General features: G+C 57.1%; 8 protein-coding genes, 1 tRNA gene and 1 pseudogene. 7 read left to right on the top strand and 3 right to left on the bottom strand.

The window, feature by feature from the left end; genetic code table 11:
- Positions 1 to 153 precede the first annotated feature (153 nt).
- Positions 154 to 688, top strand: a pseudogene (locus ML_RS05600) (NUDIX hydrolase).
- 1,492 nt (positions 689 to 2,180) lie between these two features.
- Here the strand turns inward: ML_RS05600 and ML_RS05605 are convergent.
- The 3 genes from ML_RS05605 to ML_RS05620 all read right to left on the bottom strand — a co-directional run bounded on the left by ML_RS05605 (position 2,181) and on the right by ML_RS05620 (position 8,906).
- The gene (locus ML_RS05605) at positions 2,181 to 2,384 is read right to left on the bottom strand and encodes a hypothetical protein (RefSeq protein ID WP_041322619.1); all 204 of its coding nucleotides are present in this window, start codon (positions 2,382 to 2,384) and stop codon (positions 2,181 to 2,183) included.
- Positions 2,385 to 4,437: 2,053 nt separating this feature from the next.
- A complete protein-coding gene (locus tag ML_RS17910) occupies positions 4,438 to 4,569 on the bottom strand; it encodes a Fic family protein (protein ID WP_330944707.1) in 132 nt (43 codons plus the stop codon).
- Positions 4,570 to 8,830: 4,261 nt separating this feature from the next.
- A tRNA-Arg gene (locus tag ML_RS05620) sits at positions 8,831 to 8,906 on the bottom strand.
- A gap of 195 nt (positions 8,907 to 9,101) precedes the next feature.
- Here ML_RS05620 and argS point away from each other — a divergent pair.
- From argS to rho, 6 genes are all read left to right on the top strand, one after another.
- Positions 9,102 to 10,754: an arginine--tRNA ligase gene (gene argS, locus ML_RS05625; RefSeq protein ID WP_010908145.1), complete on the top strand. Its 1,653-nt coding sequence runs from the start codon at positions 9,102 to 9,104 to the stop codon at positions 10,752 to 10,754.
- Positions 10,755 to 10,816: 62 nt separating this feature from the next.
- Positions 10,817 to 12,169: a diaminopimelate decarboxylase gene (gene lysA, locus ML_RS05630; RefSeq protein WP_172591962.1), complete on the top strand. Its 1,353-nt coding sequence runs from the start codon at positions 10,817 to 10,819 to the stop codon at positions 12,167 to 12,169.
- Positions 12,170 to 12,172: 3 nt separating this feature from the next.
- Positions 12,173 to 13,498: a homoserine dehydrogenase gene (locus ML_RS05635; RefSeq protein WP_010908147.1), complete on the top strand. Its 1,326-nt coding sequence runs from the start codon at positions 12,173 to 12,175 to the stop codon at positions 13,496 to 13,498.
- Positions 13,495 to 14,577, top strand: a complete 1,083-nt coding sequence (gene thrC, locus ML_RS05640) for a threonine synthase (RefSeq protein WP_010908148.1) — start codon at positions 13,495 to 13,497, stop codon at positions 14,575 to 14,577. Before ML_RS05635 ends, thrC begins: the two co-directional genes overlap by 4 nt.
- 79 nt (positions 14,578 to 14,656) lie before the next feature.
- The gene (gene thrB, locus ML_RS05645) at positions 14,657 to 15,592 is read left to right on the top strand and encodes a homoserine kinase (protein ID WP_041323781.1); all 936 of its coding nucleotides are present in this window, start codon (positions 14,657 to 14,659) and stop codon (positions 15,590 to 15,592) included.
- 269 nt (positions 15,593 to 15,861) lie between these two features.
- Entirely contained in the window at positions 15,862 to 17,694 is a 1,833-nt protein-coding gene (rho, locus tag ML_RS05650) for a transcription termination factor Rho (RefSeq protein ID WP_010908150.1), read from the top strand.
- Positions 17,695 to 17,830: the final 136 nt, after the last annotated feature.

Below are 17,830 nucleotides of genomic sequence, written 5' to 3' on the forward strand. Positions count from 1 at the left end.
CTTTTCAGTTTCTTTGGTGCTTGGTGCCAAAACAGGCTGGCTAAAGAGCTTATTCCCAGAGGTTGTTCAGTCAACCTAGGCATCGAAGAGACGCTCCGGCGCATCAAGCGCGTCGCCGAGTCATCGGCATGATTCGGTGCAGGTAACTACTATCTGACGTGTCTAGGATCGAATAGGTCGGGTCTAGTAAGATCTATTGGACCCCTTACGGTGGTGCTGCGCCAGGACGACAGCCTTTTCTCGGATGGTGCCCCAGTATCTACGGCGTAGTGTATAAGTCGACATACGCGTTGGTGATGCCCTACGACGGGCATCGTTTCCAGTCGGTTGAGCAGTTACGGTATCCAGTCGGCGCCTGGCGCTGGGAGGTTCCTCAGGGCACCGCTTCCGATCTGACGGACTTCGAGCGGGTCAAGCGTGAGCTACGTGAGGAGACTCGATTACACTCGACATTGTTCGAGACACTCGGCCAGCTTGACACCGCGCTTGGAAAAACTAGTCAGCGTGGGTGGGTAGTTTTTGACCACCGGGATCTCCGAGAGAGCAGCGGAGCGCGAGCACGAGGAACAGGATCATAGGCAGTGCCTGGTTCTCTCGCGGTGATGTCGAGCAGATGATTCACTCGGAAGTGATCGTTGATGCATGGTCAATTGTGGCCTACGTCCTTTTCCCGCTGAGCGGGCGATGATTTCTAGGGACCGGTGTTGGTCAACACCGGCATGACGATCACACTGCGCAATGCTCGACGGGTGCTGGGTGCCGACGATTAAATTGGGGGGTCCGCAATGTTACACGATGTGGCTTACCACGACCAAGCCTGACGGCAATCCACATGTGACGCTGTTAAGGGGTTCAACGCGGTGGATCCTGGTACTTCACCTCCACCGATGTAGGCATTAGATTGCTTCGTTGAAGCTTTTGTCAGCGACGGATGGCGTGTTGAGGTTGCCTGCGACGCGCTCACGGTCCAGTACGGTGCGCCGTAGGCTAGGCCGGGGCCGTGGTACGCCCTATCAGCTAAAGTTGTAGACAGTGTTCGTCCTTGGCATGTCTGGAGCCCTTTAAGGCCACAAAGTTTCAGTTGGGCTGAGCTAGCTCGAGCTACCACAGCGCGATCGTGTTTGTGCTTATTGCTGATATTTCCTTGCGTCATCGAACCCGCACCTTCAACACGATGGATCCACGATCGAGGTGTGCAACTCAGTTGGTTGCGGTGCTCAGCGCAATGGCAATCACGACCTTTGTTGCCCTAGTGGTTACGGTACATGCAGCGATGGTGTCTTGGAATGGCAAATACTCGTTGGTGAAGGTGAGTTCTTAACAAGATCAGCACCAGTGGCGTTGCCAGCCAAGCCAAACCCACTTTCAGTATTTTAACACCGTGTCCGGCAGATAGGTGCTTAGCTACTGCGATCGACAGACCTACTCCGAAAACCCGAGGTTACCCACTCTGTCTCGCTTTAGCTGGGACGAAATCAGATGGGTTGGGCACTTCGAGTTCCGGTGGGATTGCTACATGGGAGAAGGTATTCCGAAGGTGTGACAACTCGTGAAGTCGTGGGCGTTCTATACGCCGCAGCTCGATGGGTCGTTGCGTGGTATCCTGCACACCAGCAATTTACAATCGACCGTGTTGTGAATCCGCTGAAATGCTTGTGGTGGTGTTTTCTGCGGAGTCTCGATATAATTGTGCTTCCGGTAGCTATTGCGAGGTGAACTTAGGCGACTTGGTGGTGGCGCTGCTATTGGCGTCGATACCAGAATTAGCACTGGTCCTTGACGAATTTTCAAAAAATACTTGACGCAGTGTTCGCGGTACTAGCTGATACGACCGGTCCTCGTGTCGAGGACCGGTCGCGAATTGCTTGGTTGGTTCCAGAATTAACACACCGATGGATATACGAAACCGATAATTTCACGTGATATACATGATTCCAATCTGCTGAACTGAGCCATAACATGGAGTCATTGGACCGGTTCAAGACGAAATCGTCGATTTCGTCTTGCAAGGAAGCGCACTCTGTTAATGATGCGACCAGCTGAGCAAGCTCGTAACGTACCGTAGCCCCCTTTCGGGGGGGGGGGTATACTCACGGCCTGACTGCTTTCTTCAAAGAGAGTCGTTTCCCCGGTAACCGGTTGTCGGTGTTCCAGCTATGTGCCATACTACGAAATTGTTCTCAGCCGTTGTCGAATACTAGATTGTTGTTGACCGTCGCTCGGCACGGTCCAGGAGCATTGATGTTTTCTTGAGATAGTTGATGCACGTTTGCGGATGTGTCGGGCCTGGGGCCGTCGAAGTTGGTGATGCGACGCACATTGTCTACAGCGACGATCAACGCGTCGGCGTCGGTGCTTGGTGTGGGTGCGGTGCTCGTCGCCATCGCTGCATTACGCAATTCACCACACGAGGGACGTCGCGATCAATACACAGCAGGCGATCAAGGCCAAGCACCCGGTTGTTCGGAAACTTACGTTCTAGCGTGTCCGCCTCAGGTGGAAATTGGTGTTGGCGGTCGCAGAATTCTCAGCATAACACAGGTAGGACCTGACCGAAAATACGGATCTCCCGTCATGTATGGACATACAGTTGTTAGGTTGACGTGCAGACAACGGGTTCATCTTCGCTCTGCATTAACAATGCGAAATATCTAGGCAAGTAAAGGATTCATCTTGTGGCTTGATCGTGACAATCCGCGCAGCCTGGCTTGTCTAGTCACAAACTGTCAAACTCGGTGCCGACACAATGGCGATTGGATGCAATCCCGCCGACAGCCAACGTCGCCGCAGCAGATATCAACTTATAGTCAGCGATATGGACTGTGTTGTACTGACCGGGTCTTGTGCAACAAGGTAAGCACCGAAGAGGGTTTTCTGGTACCAGAACAACCAGCTGGCTGTCGCACTTGACACGCTTGGCTAAGCACTCTCAGTAGGAATTAATTTGTACAGAAGTACAATTCGATATATAGCAACCTCGGATTTGTACGGAAATCCTGGCAGGAGCGTCCCGCGCAGCGACCATATTTCTCGGATCTACCCCGAAGTACTTTGACGTGGCTCGGTGACACCGTGGGCGGTAACCCGTCTGCATATCGCTGGTTCCGGTCAAAGTGCTACCTTATCAGCAGGTTTCGGCTTTATCACCCGAAGCGCTTGCACTCCATGGAGTGCGCCTAGATGTGGTGATGACCCCGCTGCCGCACGGAAAGAGGTGGTTCTGGCGAACAAATCCACAAAGCGTGCATCGTCACTTCGGTTTCACTCGGCAACGATAAATACGAACAGGGTAAACGCTTAGAACTTGGGTTGAAAGCTAAATCTGTTCAATCGCTGCAGTTTTCAGACTGCTTGCACTTTGCAGAACGAGTGGTCATGATCGTCCTCGGAAGGAAAATGGATTCCTCGCCAACCGATAGCTCACCGTGTCAGCTGTTCGCGCAGACGGCTCCGTTAGGGCCTGGGTTTCCTGGCTGAGCTCCGAGCCACCGAGACCGTCAGTGCCGACCGATGTACTGCCAAGGTTGTGACTCCGGCGATACCTCACCGTATCAACGGCGCCTTCCTGTTCCACTAGGAAAACCAGCTGATGCCTCTCGTCCCACCACTGCTGCCGAGGCCACCTCCATGGTCCCGTTGGTAACTCAAACTGGCTCCAGCGTCGGCACCGGGGCACAGGTGTCGGCCTCACTTCTGCAGGAGGCACTGGCGGCGAAGATGCCAGCGCGACGTCTACCTTGCGGTACTAGCGTCAAGACTATAGGAGGTAACGGTCGCCATGCCCTGGCCCGATGGTTCGGCCACGTCGCCTGAGTGACCCGGCCCGTAAGACATTGACAGGACAGCGACCAAACGGAGGGCGTGTGTGATGCCCCGGTGGCGGGTGGTGATCACTGTCGGCGGTCAGCGGCGGATGGTTACTGTTCGCGATACCAGGTCGACGAGTATCTATTTATCGCTAAAAACAGAAAGACAGACAACCGTCAATTTCACGTGAGCAGCGCTGGATGACTGAAACTCTCTGCGAAAGCGTCTAGCGCGTCGAGCACTTCGAATGTGAGCTAGGATCGGTTACGGGCCTTGTCGGTAAATTTGACGATGATCTTGGCCTTGACAAGCGGTTCCAAGGATCGGTAGATGGTTGCTGATCGCGATGTTTAGTTGATCGTTGACCAGTTGTGCTTTGACTACTGGGCATTTGATTAGGAATTCGCCACATGGCGTACAGCAGGGTTGCGGCGTGCAGTGACTTTCGATCCCCACTTCTCTTGATCATTTGCAAACCATTCATTAGGTGTCGACCATTGACGACGGCCAGGGACGATATCTCCGACATTTTCCGACTATCGGTGCGGGATCACTCTCGCGATAAGTAGTTAGTTCCTGAAAATACGAATTGGTGTCCGATAGCAGGCCCGCTGAGACGGAGACTGTGACCTAACGCGTTAATTGCCTGTTGCGCAACATCGAATGGACCAACGACCTGCTGGTGCTCCCGTTGCCGTCGAGGACAGGGTAGATGGTTTCGAATTGTGCATGAGCAATTGGGATTTGTGAAAGGACTTTTATGTCATTGCTTTTGGCAAATCAGAGTAGATAATCAATGGCTTAGATGACCAGGACATGTTGCAGAGCAATGAAATTAGCGTTTAGTGGACCGAAATTTCCACAGCCGATCCACACTTGCTCGGTTCACCATTGGTCGGCGATACTCGGTTCAGTCTCGTGCATCAGTGTGTCATGCGTGGCCAGACGGCCTCGTCGCTGCTCTGGTCGGCCAGGTCGATGGCTGACTGCGTTGCCTTGGTGTTTGCGACGATCAGTGGAATATGGCAGTGCTTAATATTTTCCAATGTTTCAGTTTTGGAGATCTGGCGCTTATGATGCCGCCAAGTTCTCGATTGTAGAGTCGGCTGCTGATTCTGTTCGTGGCAGCACGGAGGAGACTGGGGCGATCTCGCCACAGAGTTCGGTATCGAACCATGCGATCTCTTTGCCGGCGTCTTCGGCGTCAGCTGGTATATCAGATAGCAGGTTGACATCGAGGTTGGCAATCTCGGCAGGGATGGCGGACTGGTACTGATTGAACTGGCGCTGGGCGGCATGTAGGCCGGAGCACTGGATATACCAGCTTTAGCCAGCATACCGCAGACAAGTGCTTCATACCCCACTATAGTGCCTGAGCGAACTGATGATATGGACCGATGCCTATCATAACTTAGGCGATTAAACTGCTAATATCTTTCAGAGTGCCGTTTATTACCAGTTCTGTCATCCCGCGCCAGGTTAGTGGACTCGGCCTATGTCAGTGCGTCGTCGAGCTGGCCACGGCAGGATTGCTGAGCAGCCGTCGCGACGGTGTTCGGGGTGGCTTGGCGTACTGGTCGGCCTTGCTTCGGGTGTTGTGTTTACTGGCAAAACCTGCGTGTGTTCGGACAACTGCACTGTATCGGTGTCGATCGAGCCTACACTGGCACTCGTGTGTTGATCCTTGTCCAGGACTTAAATACGTCCGGATCATCCACACCGTCACCAGGAGAATTGGCCCGTGAGCTAACCCTCGATCCCCACAAAAAGACTACCAACCCACCGGCGCCCCTAAGGACCCCAAACGAAAAGCGGCCCGAGAATTTAGTTTTGCTTTTTTGCGCGACCACCAGCAGATCGGCGGTGGCCTTAGCGTAGGTGCTCTTTGGTTATAAGCGTGTCATCGCTTGCCGGTGTAAGTCCGGTCCGGGTAGTCGTCAGGAGGCCTGGTAGCAGACTGGTGACTTGGTCTGGAAAAGGACCGGGTCGAAGCCCCGTGTCGAAAGCCTTTTACTAGGGGGACTGAGTGGTCAGTAGCATGACGCAAAGCCTGCGGCATCGTTAGGTTCGAGGTTTTGCCCGTTGCGGGTGGGGTGCAGGGAGTGATGAGCCCCTCGAAATCAGGGTAAAGGCCTTGGAAGGCGCTGAAGACCTGGAATGTTTAGGCGTTGAAGAACTTCCCGGCCTACGGGGTGCGGAACGTTATAGTAACGGCGGGAACTGGTGAGGTTCTGCCGGTCCGAAAACCTGCGATATGTTGTCGGAGCGTGACGCTTTATAACCGGTGAACCTGGCGAAGTGTAGCTGTGTGGGCGTCGGAGGCGGCTGTTGTACTGGTTGAGCCAGTCGGACAGCATAACGCCGATCAGGAGAGTGCCTTGGGGCGAAAAGAGACCAAGAGGCGCGGTGGCCAGCAGGCCAATGACGAAATCATCCAAAAGCTTTAGGAGTCAAGTTACTATAACCAGGACATATCATGTGTTTTTGTTTGCATTACTTGTAAAACAATTACGAAGTAAGGGTCATCGGGGTCAAAGACAGGTCAAGAGCAGTTGGCTCTCACGTTGTATAAACGCGCGCAGATGCAGTGGATACAGAATCCACCAGTCAGGTCGCTACGTTTCCGGTGCCGAACGGATATTGGCGTACCGAATCAGAACCCCTGATATCGCTGAAGTTAGCCAACCAAGATAAATTCTTGGCGTTTCGGTACAACTGGAAGCTTCCAATGGTCGGGTCTGCATCAATGACGTATTTCACGTCTTCTGGGTGGAACGCCAGTACGAGGACGTTTATGCTCACGGTGACTAGTTCAAAGGTTTGCTTTGGCAGATCTTGCGCGCAAGATTGCGTACCTGCCGCATGCTTGGCACCGTCGTGATACCTAACGTTAGCCGACTCTCGGAGGCGTGATCTACTGTGTAGAATTGAGTATCCAATTTACCGGTGCCGAGCTTGGGTCGTGTGTGCTGCCCCTGGCATCAATGGGCAGGGGCTGAAGTCGTTAATCTGCGACGCGATGTTGTCAGTTGCTAGTGATCGTGCTGACCGGGTTGGCCGAAAAACGTTGGAATACATCACACAGCTCGATCATCCGAGCGGAACCGCCGGTTTGCATGGCAAATCTACCTGGAACAGGACGATATCGTAGTCGGTGGGTGGCATCGCCTGGTGGTTTTCCGCTAATCATGGCCGATTAGGGCATGCCACAATCTGCTGTTGCCCGGCCGCAGGTCAGCTTGTTAGGCGCCGATACTGACCCGAAGCTGTGGGGACAAAGCTGCCGCTTTACTGCATTCCCTGGGGTGTGCCACGTCTTTTTGGATTGCAGCAAGCGGACCGCGTGGGCGATGGTATTGGCGTTTTTACGTTTCAACGGGAATCGATCTGGTTGATATTCTACGACGTGGATTCGCCGAGGTGTTAGTGCTGTTGGCTGCAGTGGGTGAAATCGATTGGTTGAAGATCGCTGATGGGCTGCGTCAACTAGCGGCGATATAACGAACTGTGCAACAGGAAGCCGAGGGGGCCCGACTAGCACACCCTAACCTGCTGGCGCAGGCGAAGCCAGCGCCAGCAGGTTAGGTAGGACTCCGGAATGGTGCGTCTTTTCTATGACGCGCAGCGAGGCGGTCCTTGCATTGCCCCTCAACATGGAGGTCAAACAGGAGAGTCCGCGTAATCCATTTAGATGCAGTGGACGTGTTTCTTACTGGTCCAGTGCGATGATCACCTACGTCCCTCCCTCCGAACAACGGGAACGTGAACAGCGTCAGGCTGGCATGCAGCGCATGGCTCAGCCCTTTGACGACAGTGGTCGGCTGCGGCAATTTATTCGGTCCATGTCCGGCCGCTCCAATAGCGTAGACTCTGCGCCCCGCCAGAATCGGGGTACCCCACCCGCCGGTGGTGGATAGCGGCATGGGAGAGTTCACGGTGTCTTTTTTCGTGGCTGGGTATGCCTAGTTCAAGTGCAGAAGGGTCTGCGATCCTGATTGATCAGGCCGCAAAACAGACACGGCCGCCAGTAGCGCCTGTTGACGGCCGTGCCTGTTTGCCGCTCTATTTACGTTTCGCTCGTCCAGTTCATGCGGTTTTATCGGTTGTCGGCCCAATGGTCGAGGTATTCCTTGGGCCGGTGCAGCGGCTGCAAAGTCACGTCCACCAATGGCGGTGGTGCGCCGTTGATAGTCGCGGCTCGTCATCATATACCTTTGCCAACTCGCCGAATAGCACCCGTGTCCATCTGACCACGCTTGGATCGAGCGTGACCAGGTTGGCGTGCACCAGTACCTACCTGAGGGTGGCCAGCGTAATTGCTGTAAACCATGCCCATCCGCTGTGCGTCGTTTTGCGTACCACTGCCTAGTAGCGGTCCTTCGCGTCGCTGATTGCCTGCTCGTGTTGCGGGTTAGTTCGGCGGACAATGAAATCCTACACCTGCGCCAATCGCTGGTCTCAGACCCGTTGTCTATTGAATCAGCTTTCGTGGTTACATCGATGTGGGCAGTGAACAGCACGCCGCTGTCCGGGCCGACGTGCCGGGGAACTGTGCCCGTAGCAGCCAACAACTGGATCTCAGCGACTACATGGACGATGTAGCCGTCCTTTCGGGGCTGCAAACTCATGAAGTGCTAGCATGTTAGGACGAATAATGCTCGCGGCCATAAGAACCGTACCTACTTGGTGCTGTACAAGCTATCCGTTGCCTGGGTCATTACTTCTGCGGCGTAACGTAGCGCGGGAGGAGGCAGTCCCCGCGACTGAGCCAAGGTTCACCTCGACTTCGAACGAACTTCACCGTCGGCTAAAACCAGCTTACTAACCACCACTAACCACCGCCTTGGTGCGGTCTGTCTGGAACGTCTCCACCTCCATGGAATGTGATCTCGGGGGAGGTTGGCATCGGTGCTTCCTTCCAGTGGTGTTTGCTAATATCAATGGAAGGAAGCACCGAAAGGCATGCCTGGGGGATGGGCCGCGCCAGTTTGGCAGAAAAATCGCCTTTGAACTGCAGTAAAGCTGGTGCCCCCGGCAGGATTCGAACCTGCGACCTTCTGCTCCGGAGGCAGATGCTCTATCCCCTGAGCTACGGGGGCGTACAAATAACATGTTGCACCAGTGGGCTCCAGCAGATTAGCGCATCGGGATGGCTGGGCGATATTATCCAGTTCGTCCCCGCAAGCGGTAAAATGTCCCCACTTCTGACGGCTACGCCGTCTGAACTATTGCGAGGCTGGCTGCTACTGCGACGGATTCGGGCGTTATGGCCACAGCCCATAGGATGGACATTCGTGACCCCTGCCGATCTGGCTGAGCTGCTCAAAACAACCGCTATTGTGGTGCTGGCTGAGCGCGGGCTCGATGCCGCTGCGTTGCCGCAGACGGTCACCGTGGAGCGGCCGCGAAATCCTGAGCACGGAGATTACTCCAGCAACCTGGCCATGCAGCTGGGCAAAAAAGTCGGTGCAAACCCGCTTGAACTAGCCGGATGGCTTGCCGAGGTGCTGGCGCAGGCCGGCGGCATCGCGGACGTAGAGGTGGCGGGACCGGGTTTCATCAACATGCGTCTTGACGCGTCGGCGCAGGCCATGATTGTCAACACCGTCATCAACGCCGATAAAAACTTCGGCCACTCCGATGACCTGGCTGGTTACCAGATCAACCTAGAATTCGTCTCGGCCAACCCGACCGGACCGATCCACATCGGCGGCACTCGGTGGGCAGCTGTCGGGGACGCACTGGGTCGGTTGTTGTCGACGCAGGGTGCCGCTGTGGTGCGCGAATACTATTTCAACGACCACGGCGCCCAGATCGACCGGTTCACCAACTCTTTGATCGCCGCGGCCAAAGGCGAGCTCACTCCGGCCGACGGCTACGCTGGCACCTACGTAACCGACATCGCCGCGCAGGTGATGCAGCAGGCACCCTACGCGCTGAGCCTGCCCGAATCCGAGATGCACGAGACCGTCCGCGAAATCGGCGTCGACTTGATGTTCACCCACATCAAAAAGTCGTTGCACGAGTTCGGCACCGATTTCGATGTCTACACCCACGAAGACTCGATGCATGCCAGCGGCCGGGTCGATGAGGCCATCGCCAGACTGCGCGATACCGGTAATGTTTACGAAAAGGATGGTGCACTCTGGTTGCGCACCAGCGCTTTTGGTGACGACAAGGACCGTGTCGTGATCAAGAGCGACGGCAAGCCGGCCTATATCGCCGGTGATCTTGCCTACTACCTGGACAAGCGGCAACGCGGTTTCGACTTGTGCATCTACATGCTTGGTGCCGACCACCACGGATATATCGCCCGGCTCAAGGCTGCGGCCGCCGCATTCGGCGATGACCCGGCCATCGTCGAGGTGCTCATCGGACAGATGGTGAACCTGGTTTGCGATGGACAGCTGGTCCGGATGAGTAAGCGCTCAGGCAACGTGATTACGCTCGACGACCTGGTCGAGGCGATTGGTGTCGACGCCGCGCGCTACAGCCTGATCCGCTCGTCGGTGGACACTCCGATTGACATTGACTTGGCACTGTGGTCCTCGTCCTCGAATGAAAACCCTGTTTATTATGTGCAATACGCGCATGCCCGCCTATCGGCATTGGCTCGTAACGCTGCCGAATTCGGACTGATTCCCGACACCGGACACCTCGAGCTGCTCAGTCACGACAAGGAAGGTGCACTATTACGTACCGTCGGTGAATTCCCCCAGGTGCTCAAAACCGCTGCTGCACTGCGTGAACCACACCGTGTATGCCGTTATTTGGAAGACCTCGCCGGAGATTACCACCGGTTCTATGACTCCTGCCGGGTATTGCCCCAAGGCGACGAGAAGCCTACCGACCTGCACACCGCGCGTTTGGCCCTGTGCCAGGCCAATCGTCAGGTTATTGCCAACGGGCTGGCGATCCTCGGAGTCAGTGCTCCGGAGCGGATGTGAACGTACATACCGCCGGTCCTCGGCACGCTGAAAAAACCCGTCACACCGCGACTCCACAGCGTGTGCAACCCTCAGATGACCTGTTGCGATTAGCGTCAAATGTCTGGCCGCGTAACATTACTCGAGATGAAACCGGAGTTGCTTGCATTGCGGGAAATAAACTGACCGACCTTGCCGGGGAGTATGGGACTCCGTTGTTTGTCATCGACGAAGACGACTTCCGTTTCCGTTGCCGGGAGATAGCGGCTGCATTCGGCGGTGGGGAAAATGTGCACTATGCCGCCAAGGCCTTCTTGTGTACCGAGATAGCTCGGTGGATCGACGAAGAAGGTCTTTCTCTCGACGTGTGCAGCGGCGGTGAGTTGGCCGTTGCGCTGCATGCTTCTTTTCCACCAGAGCGTATTAGCTTGCACGGTAACAACAAATCGGTAGCAGAGTTGAAAGATGCAGTCAAAGCCGGAGTGGGCTATATCGTTTTAGACTCGACGACCGAAATCGAGCGCCTCGATGCCATCGCGGGCGAAGCGGGCATCGTCCAAGATGTCTTGGTGCGCCTGACTGTCGGTGTAGAGGCGCACACTCATGAGTTCATCGCCACTGCACATGAAGATCAAAAATTCGGGCTGTCGGTTGCCAGCGGTGCGGCGATGGCTGCGGTCCGCCGGGTATTCGCAACCGATAATCTGCGACTGGTTGGGCTGCACAGCCACATCGGTTCGCAGATCTTCGATGTCGCCGGCTTCGAACTTGCTGCACACCGTGTCATCGGCCTACTGTGCGATATTGTCGGCGAGTTTGATCCGGAGAAGACAGCCCAGCTATCGATCGTCGACCTCGGTGGTGGCCTGGGGATCTCGTACTTGCCGGATGACGACCCACCGCCGATATTCGAGCTGGCGGCCAAGCTGGGCGCTATCGTGAGCAACGAGTCAGCCGCCGTGGGGCTGCCGGTGCCTAAGTTGATGGTCGAACCCGGACGCGCCATCGCCGGACCGGGCACCATCACGTTGTATGAGGTCGGCACTATTAAGGACGTCGACGTGAGTGCTACCGCGCACCGGCGCTACGTCAGCATCGATGGGGGGATGAGCGACAACATCCGCACAGCGCTTTACGACGCGCAATATGACGTCCGACTTGTCTCGAGAACTAGCGATGCGCCAGCGGCACCTGCCAGCATCGTCGGAAAGCATTGCGAAAGTGGCGATATCGTTGTACGTGACACCTGGGTTCCTGACGACTTGAAACCCGGCGACCTGGTTGGGGTGGCCGCAACCGGGGCCTACTGCTATTCGTTGTCAAGTCGTTACAACATGCTCGGCCGCCCCGCTGTGGTTGCGGTGTGCGCGGGGCAAGCTCGTCTGATCCTGCGCCGGGAGACGGTTGACGATCTGCTGAGTCTGGAAGTGAGGTGACCTGTGTTCAGTGATGAAAGGACGGTCGGTGTAGCGGTACTCGGGTTGGGCAATGTCGGCAGCGAAGTTGTTCGCATTATCGAGGGCAGCGCTGACGACCTCGCGGCTCGTATCGGCGCTCCATTGATGCTGCGTGGCATCGGGGTGCGTCGTGTCGCCGTCGACCGGGGTGTTCCGGTCGATTTGTTGACCGACAACATTGAAGAACTCGTCTCCCGTGCGGACGTCGACATTGTCGTTGAAGTGATGGGACCAGTTGAGCTGTCTCGCAAGGCGATCTTGTCAGCGCTCGAACATGGCAAGTCTGTCGTCACGGCGAACAAGGCGTTGCTTGCCGCCTCCACTGGTGAATTGGCGCAGGCTGCCGAAAGTGCGCATGTCGACTTGTATTTTGAAGCTGCAGTAGCAGGTGCCATCCCGGTAATCCGCCCATTAACCCAGTCACTGGCCGGTGACACCGTGCTGCGGGTGGCTGGTATTGTGAACGGTACCACCAACTACATCTTGTCTGCGATGGACAGCACCGGTGCCGACTACGACAGCGCGCTGGCCGGTGCGAGAGCGCTCGGCTACGCCGAAGCCGATCCCACCGCGGACGTCGAAGGCCATGACGCTGCGGCTAAGGCCGCGATCCTGGCATCGATCGCTTTCCACACTCGGGTAACCGCCGATGATGTCTATCGCGAGGGCATCACCAAGATCACTCCGGCCGACTTCGTGTCGGCGCGGGCGTTAGGTTGCACCATTAAGCTGCTGTTCATTTGCGAGCGCATTACCGCCGCCGATGGCCAGCAACGAGTTTCGGCCCGCGTTTATCCTGCATTGGTCCCCATGTCACATCCGCTTGCCACGGTCAGCGGAGCGTTCAACGCCGTGGTGGTGGAGGCTGAGGCCGCCGGGCGGCTGATGTTCTACGGCCAGGGCGCCGGTGGTGCTCCTACCGCGTCGGCGGTGACTGGTGACTTGGTAATGGCGGCGCGCAACCGAGTGCTCGGCAGTCGCGGTCCAAAAGAATCCAAGTATGCTCAATTGCCTATGGAAACAATAGGTTTCATTTCTACTCGATATTACGTGAGCATGAATGTAGCCGACAAGCCTGGTGTATTATCAGGGGTAGCAGCAGAATTCGCCAAGCGCGAAGTGAGCATCGCCGAAGTTCGTCAAGAAGGTGTGGTGGATGACGGCGGACGACGGGTGGGAGCCCGTATTGTAGTGGTCACTCATGGCGCCACCGACGCCGCGCTCTCCGAAACCGTCGATGCGTTGGCTGACTTAGACGTCGTGCAGGGTGTCACAAGTGTGTTGCGACTGGAAGGAATCAGCCTGTGAGCGGCCAGCAGACGACCACCCACCAGCCTTGGCCGGGTGTGATCGCAGCGTACCGAGACCGACTACCAGTGGGCGACGATTGGACCCCGGTTACCTTGCTAGAAGGTGGCACGCCGCTCATTGCTGCGCCCAGACTCTCCGAACAGACTGGCTGCACGATTCACCTCAAGGTAGAGGGCCTCAACCCCACCGGCTCCTTCAAAGACAGGGGCATGACGATGGCGGTGACCGATGCACTGGCCCGCGGGCAACGTGCCGTGTTATGCGCGTCGACGGGAAACACCTCGGCGTCGGCGGCGGCATACGCTGCCCGCGCCGGTATTACCTGTGCGGTGCTAATTCCGCAGGGTAAAATTGCGATGGGCAAGCTCGCACAGGCGGTCATGCATGGAGCCAAGATCATTCAGATCGACGGCAACTTCGACGATTGCCTGGAACTGGCTCGTAAAATGGCTGCTGATTTCCCGATGATCTCGTTGGTCAACTCGGTTAACCCGGTGCGAATCGAAGGTCAAAAGACAGCGGTGTTCGAGATCGTTGACGCGCTAGGCACCGCACCACACGTGCATGCCCTTCCGGTCGGCAACGCTGGGAACATCACTGCGTACTGGAAAGGATACACCGAATATCACGCTGATGGTCTGATCGACAGACTGCCTAGGATGTTGGGTACTCAGGCCGCGGGCGCGGCTCCCCTGGTACTCGGCGAGCCTGTGAGCCATCCCGAAACCATCGCTACTGCGATCCGCATTGGCTCGCCGGCGTCATGGACGTCGGCTGTCGAAGCCCAGCAGCAATCCAAGGGACGATTCCTGGCCGCGACGGATGAGGAGATTCTGGCTGCATACCATCTGGTGGCACGTGCTGAAGGCGTCTTCGTCGAACCCGCATCGGCGGCCAGCATCGCCGGCCTCCTCAAGGCCATCGATGGTGGCTGGGTGGCTCGTGGGTCAACGGTGGTGTGTACGATAACCGGCAACGGTCTGAAGGATCCCGACACGGCGTTGAAGGATATGCCGAGCGTCTCCCCAGTGCCTGTCGATGCGGTCGCTGTTGTCGAGCAGTTAGGGCTGGTCTAGTGGTGATCGCAAGTGCGACGCAGTTGGGTGCGGTGGGGCGCCACTCGTTGGGCTCAGTGAAAGGCTGTTGGTGACCTGGATGCTGCCTGCTGGTCTGGTGGCCAGCGCCGTGGTGGCGGCGTCTAGCGCTAACCTCGGTCCGGGTTTCGATAGCATCGGTCTGGCATTGAGTCTTTGTGACGAGATTGTGGTCGAGACAACAGATTCCGGCTTGGTTGTTGTCGTCGATGGCGAGGGAGCCGACCAGGTGCCGATGGGCCCTGAACATCTGGTAGTGCGTGCCGTCCGACGCGGCCTGCAGGCTGTTGGGGTGAGTGCGGCTGGCCTGGTAGTGCGCTGCCGCAACGCTATCCCCCACTCCCGTGGTCTCGGCTCCTCCGCGGCGGCTGTGGTCGGTGGCCTAGCAGTGGTGAACGGCTTTGTTGCCCAGATTGATTCGACACCGCTAAGCAACGCTCAGCTAATCCAGCTTGCGTCGGAGTTCGAGGGTCATCCCGACAACGCGGCGGCTGCGGTGTTGGGCGGTGCGGTGGTTTCGTGGGTTGACCGCAGTTATGATCAGCCTGACTACTGCGCGGTACCGCTGCGGCTTCATCCCGATATCCATCTCTTCGCCGCTATTCCCGAGGAACGTTCTTCAACCGCGGAGAGTCGGGTGCTGTTGCCTGCCCGGGTTAGCCACGACGACGCGAGATTCAATGTGAGTCGTGCCGCGTTGTTGGTGGTAGCACTTACTGAACGGCCTGATCTTCTGATGGCCGCGACAGAAGACGTGCTTCACCAGCCGCACCGCGCCTCGGCGATGTCGGCTTCGGCGGAATATTTGCGACTGTTGCGGCGTCATAACGTGGCAGCGACGCTTTCTGGAGCGGGTCCATCCCTAATTGCCTTGAGCACACAGTCGGAGTTGCCCCGGGAAGCGGCAGAGTACGGCGCCGCAAACGGATTTATCATCATCAAGATGACCGCCGGGGATGAAGTGTGCTGGCGGCCAGAGGTCACAGTTCCCGGTTAATTCACACCGTTGCCGGCGGGTTTGCTTGCTTCCGGCAAGGAAGCGGGCTATCCTTGAACCTGTCCAGCAATTGCAGCATCTGCATGTGCATTCATACTGTGTTGACGCTAGGACAACATCAAATTCTTTTCGTGGACGAGGTTCGCCGTTTCGGCCGCCGATCTTGGCGATCACCGTTAATTAGAGTCGATGATTGGGCGCGCTCAGCACTTTGGCTGAATGCAACGACTCCTCGCATGACGTGATCAGCGAGGGAAGAAAGGAAATCCGTGACTGAAACGGACCTTATCACGGTTGGCGAAAACACTGATGACACAGAGCTGACGAACGCCGTGACTACAGACACTCCCGATGTCAAAGCCACTGCGGCCACCGTGTCACTGGGATCGCTGTCCACGATGGTGCTGCCTGAACTGCGGGCGCTGGCTAATCAAGCCGGTGTTAAGGGCACGTCGGGCATGCGTAAGAGCGAACTAATCGCCGCAATTGAGGAATGCAGGGGGCAAGCCAACGGCACGTCGGTCAACGATGGCCCATCGCGAGACCACGGTGGATCTGCAACAGCCATCAGCACCGAAGCACTGGCTGCCCAAGAGGAACAGAACTATGCGATAGTCGAGGTGTCCCGCCGGGAACGACGCGGCGCTTCTCGTGAAGCGGATGTCACGGCCGGCACTAGCACAGCAGAGGCCACGGAGTCGGATTGTCAGGGCACTGCTGATGATGACACTCGCACCCTCCAAGGGGGCCAATCGGACACCAAGACCGAAGAGCGCGGACCAGATGTGGGTAACGATCAGGGTGTTGAACAGCAGAGTTCGAGTTTGCAGCCGCGCGGTGACGACGACGGCGAGGGCCGCCAGGGCAGGCGCGGACGCCGGTTTCGTGATCGCGATCGCAGGCGGCGCGGTGAGCGGTCCGGTGACGGTGCCGAGGCCGAATTGCGTCAGGACGACGTCGTCCAGCCGGTCGCCGGTATCCTTGATGTTCTCGACAATTACGCGTTCGTTCGTACCTCTGGTTATCTGGCTGGTCCGCACGATGTCTATGTGTCTATGAGTATGGTGCGCAAGAACGGCTTGCGTCGGGGTGACGCAGTGACCGGAGCTGTTCGGGTGCCCCGAGAAGGTGAGCAGGGCCACCAGCGCCAGAAGTTCAACCCGCTGGTGCGTCTGGACAGTATTAACGGTGGATCGGTTGAAGATGCTAAGAAGCGGCCCGAGTTCGGCAAACTGACACCGTTGTACCCCAATCAGCGGCTTCGTCTGGAAACCACGCCCGATCGGTTGACCACCAGAGTTATAGACTTGATCATGCCGATCGGCAAGGGCCAACGCGCGTTGATCGTGTCGCCGCCCAAGGCTGGTAAGACCACGATCCTGCAGGACATCGCTAACGCGATCACCAGGAACAATCTGGAATGTCATCTGATGGTCGTGCTGGTCGACGAGCGACCTGAAGAGGTCACCGACATGCAGCGTTCAGTCAAGGGCGAGGTCATCGCTTCGACATTCGATCGGCCGCCGTCGGATCACACTTCGGTCGCCGAGCTGGCTATTGAACGCGCCAAGCGGCTCGTCGAGCAGGGCAAAGACGTCGTCGTCTTGCTCGACTCGATCACTCGCCTGGGGCGCGCCTATAACAACGCGTCGCCGGCCTCGGGTCGCATCCTCTCCGGTGGTGTCGATTCCACCGCGCTTTACCCGCCTAAGCGATTCCTCGGCGCCGCTCGCAACATCGAGGAAGGTGGGTCGCTGACCATCATTGCCACCGCGATGGTCGAGACCGGGTCCACCGGAGACATGGTTATCTTTGAGGAGTTCAAAGGTACCGGTAACGCTGAACTGAAGCTGGACCGCAAGATTGCTGAGCGACGGGTTTTCCCCGCTGTGGACGTCAACCCCTCCGGTACTCGCAAAGACGAGTTGTTGCTGTCGCCTGACGAGTTCGGCATCGTGCACAAGCTGCGCCGTGTGTTGTCGGGTCTGGATTCCCACCAGGCCATCGACTTGTTGATGTCGCAGTTACGCAAGACCAAGACAAATTACGAGTTCCTGGTGCAGGTATCCAAGACTACGCCAGGTTCCATGGACGATGATTAGCGGCCTAAGCCGCTGGTGAAGTACGGCGAGCAATGGCGCGACACAGCCACTACGTACGCGACACGACCTGACGGGCGTCTCCTTGGCGGCTACTTGGTGAAGTCGCGATTGTCGTAGGGTTGGTACAGCCGGGTCA

It is taken from the genome of Mycobacterium leprae TN (genome assembly GCF_000195855.1).
GTDB classification, from domain to species: domain Bacteria; phylum Actinomycetota; class Actinomycetes; order Mycobacteriales; family Mycobacteriaceae; genus Mycobacterium; species Mycobacterium leprae.

Excerpts from the sequence above, each read along its gene's own strand:
- ML_RS05605 (WP_041322619.1), bottom strand. The coding sequence starts at position 2,384 with ATGGCGACGAGCACCGCACCCACACCAAGCACCGACGCCGACGCGTTG.
- thrB (WP_041323781.1), top strand. The coding sequence starts at position 14,657 with ATGCTGCCTGCTGGTCTGGTGGCCAGCGCCGTGGTGGCGGCGTCTAGC.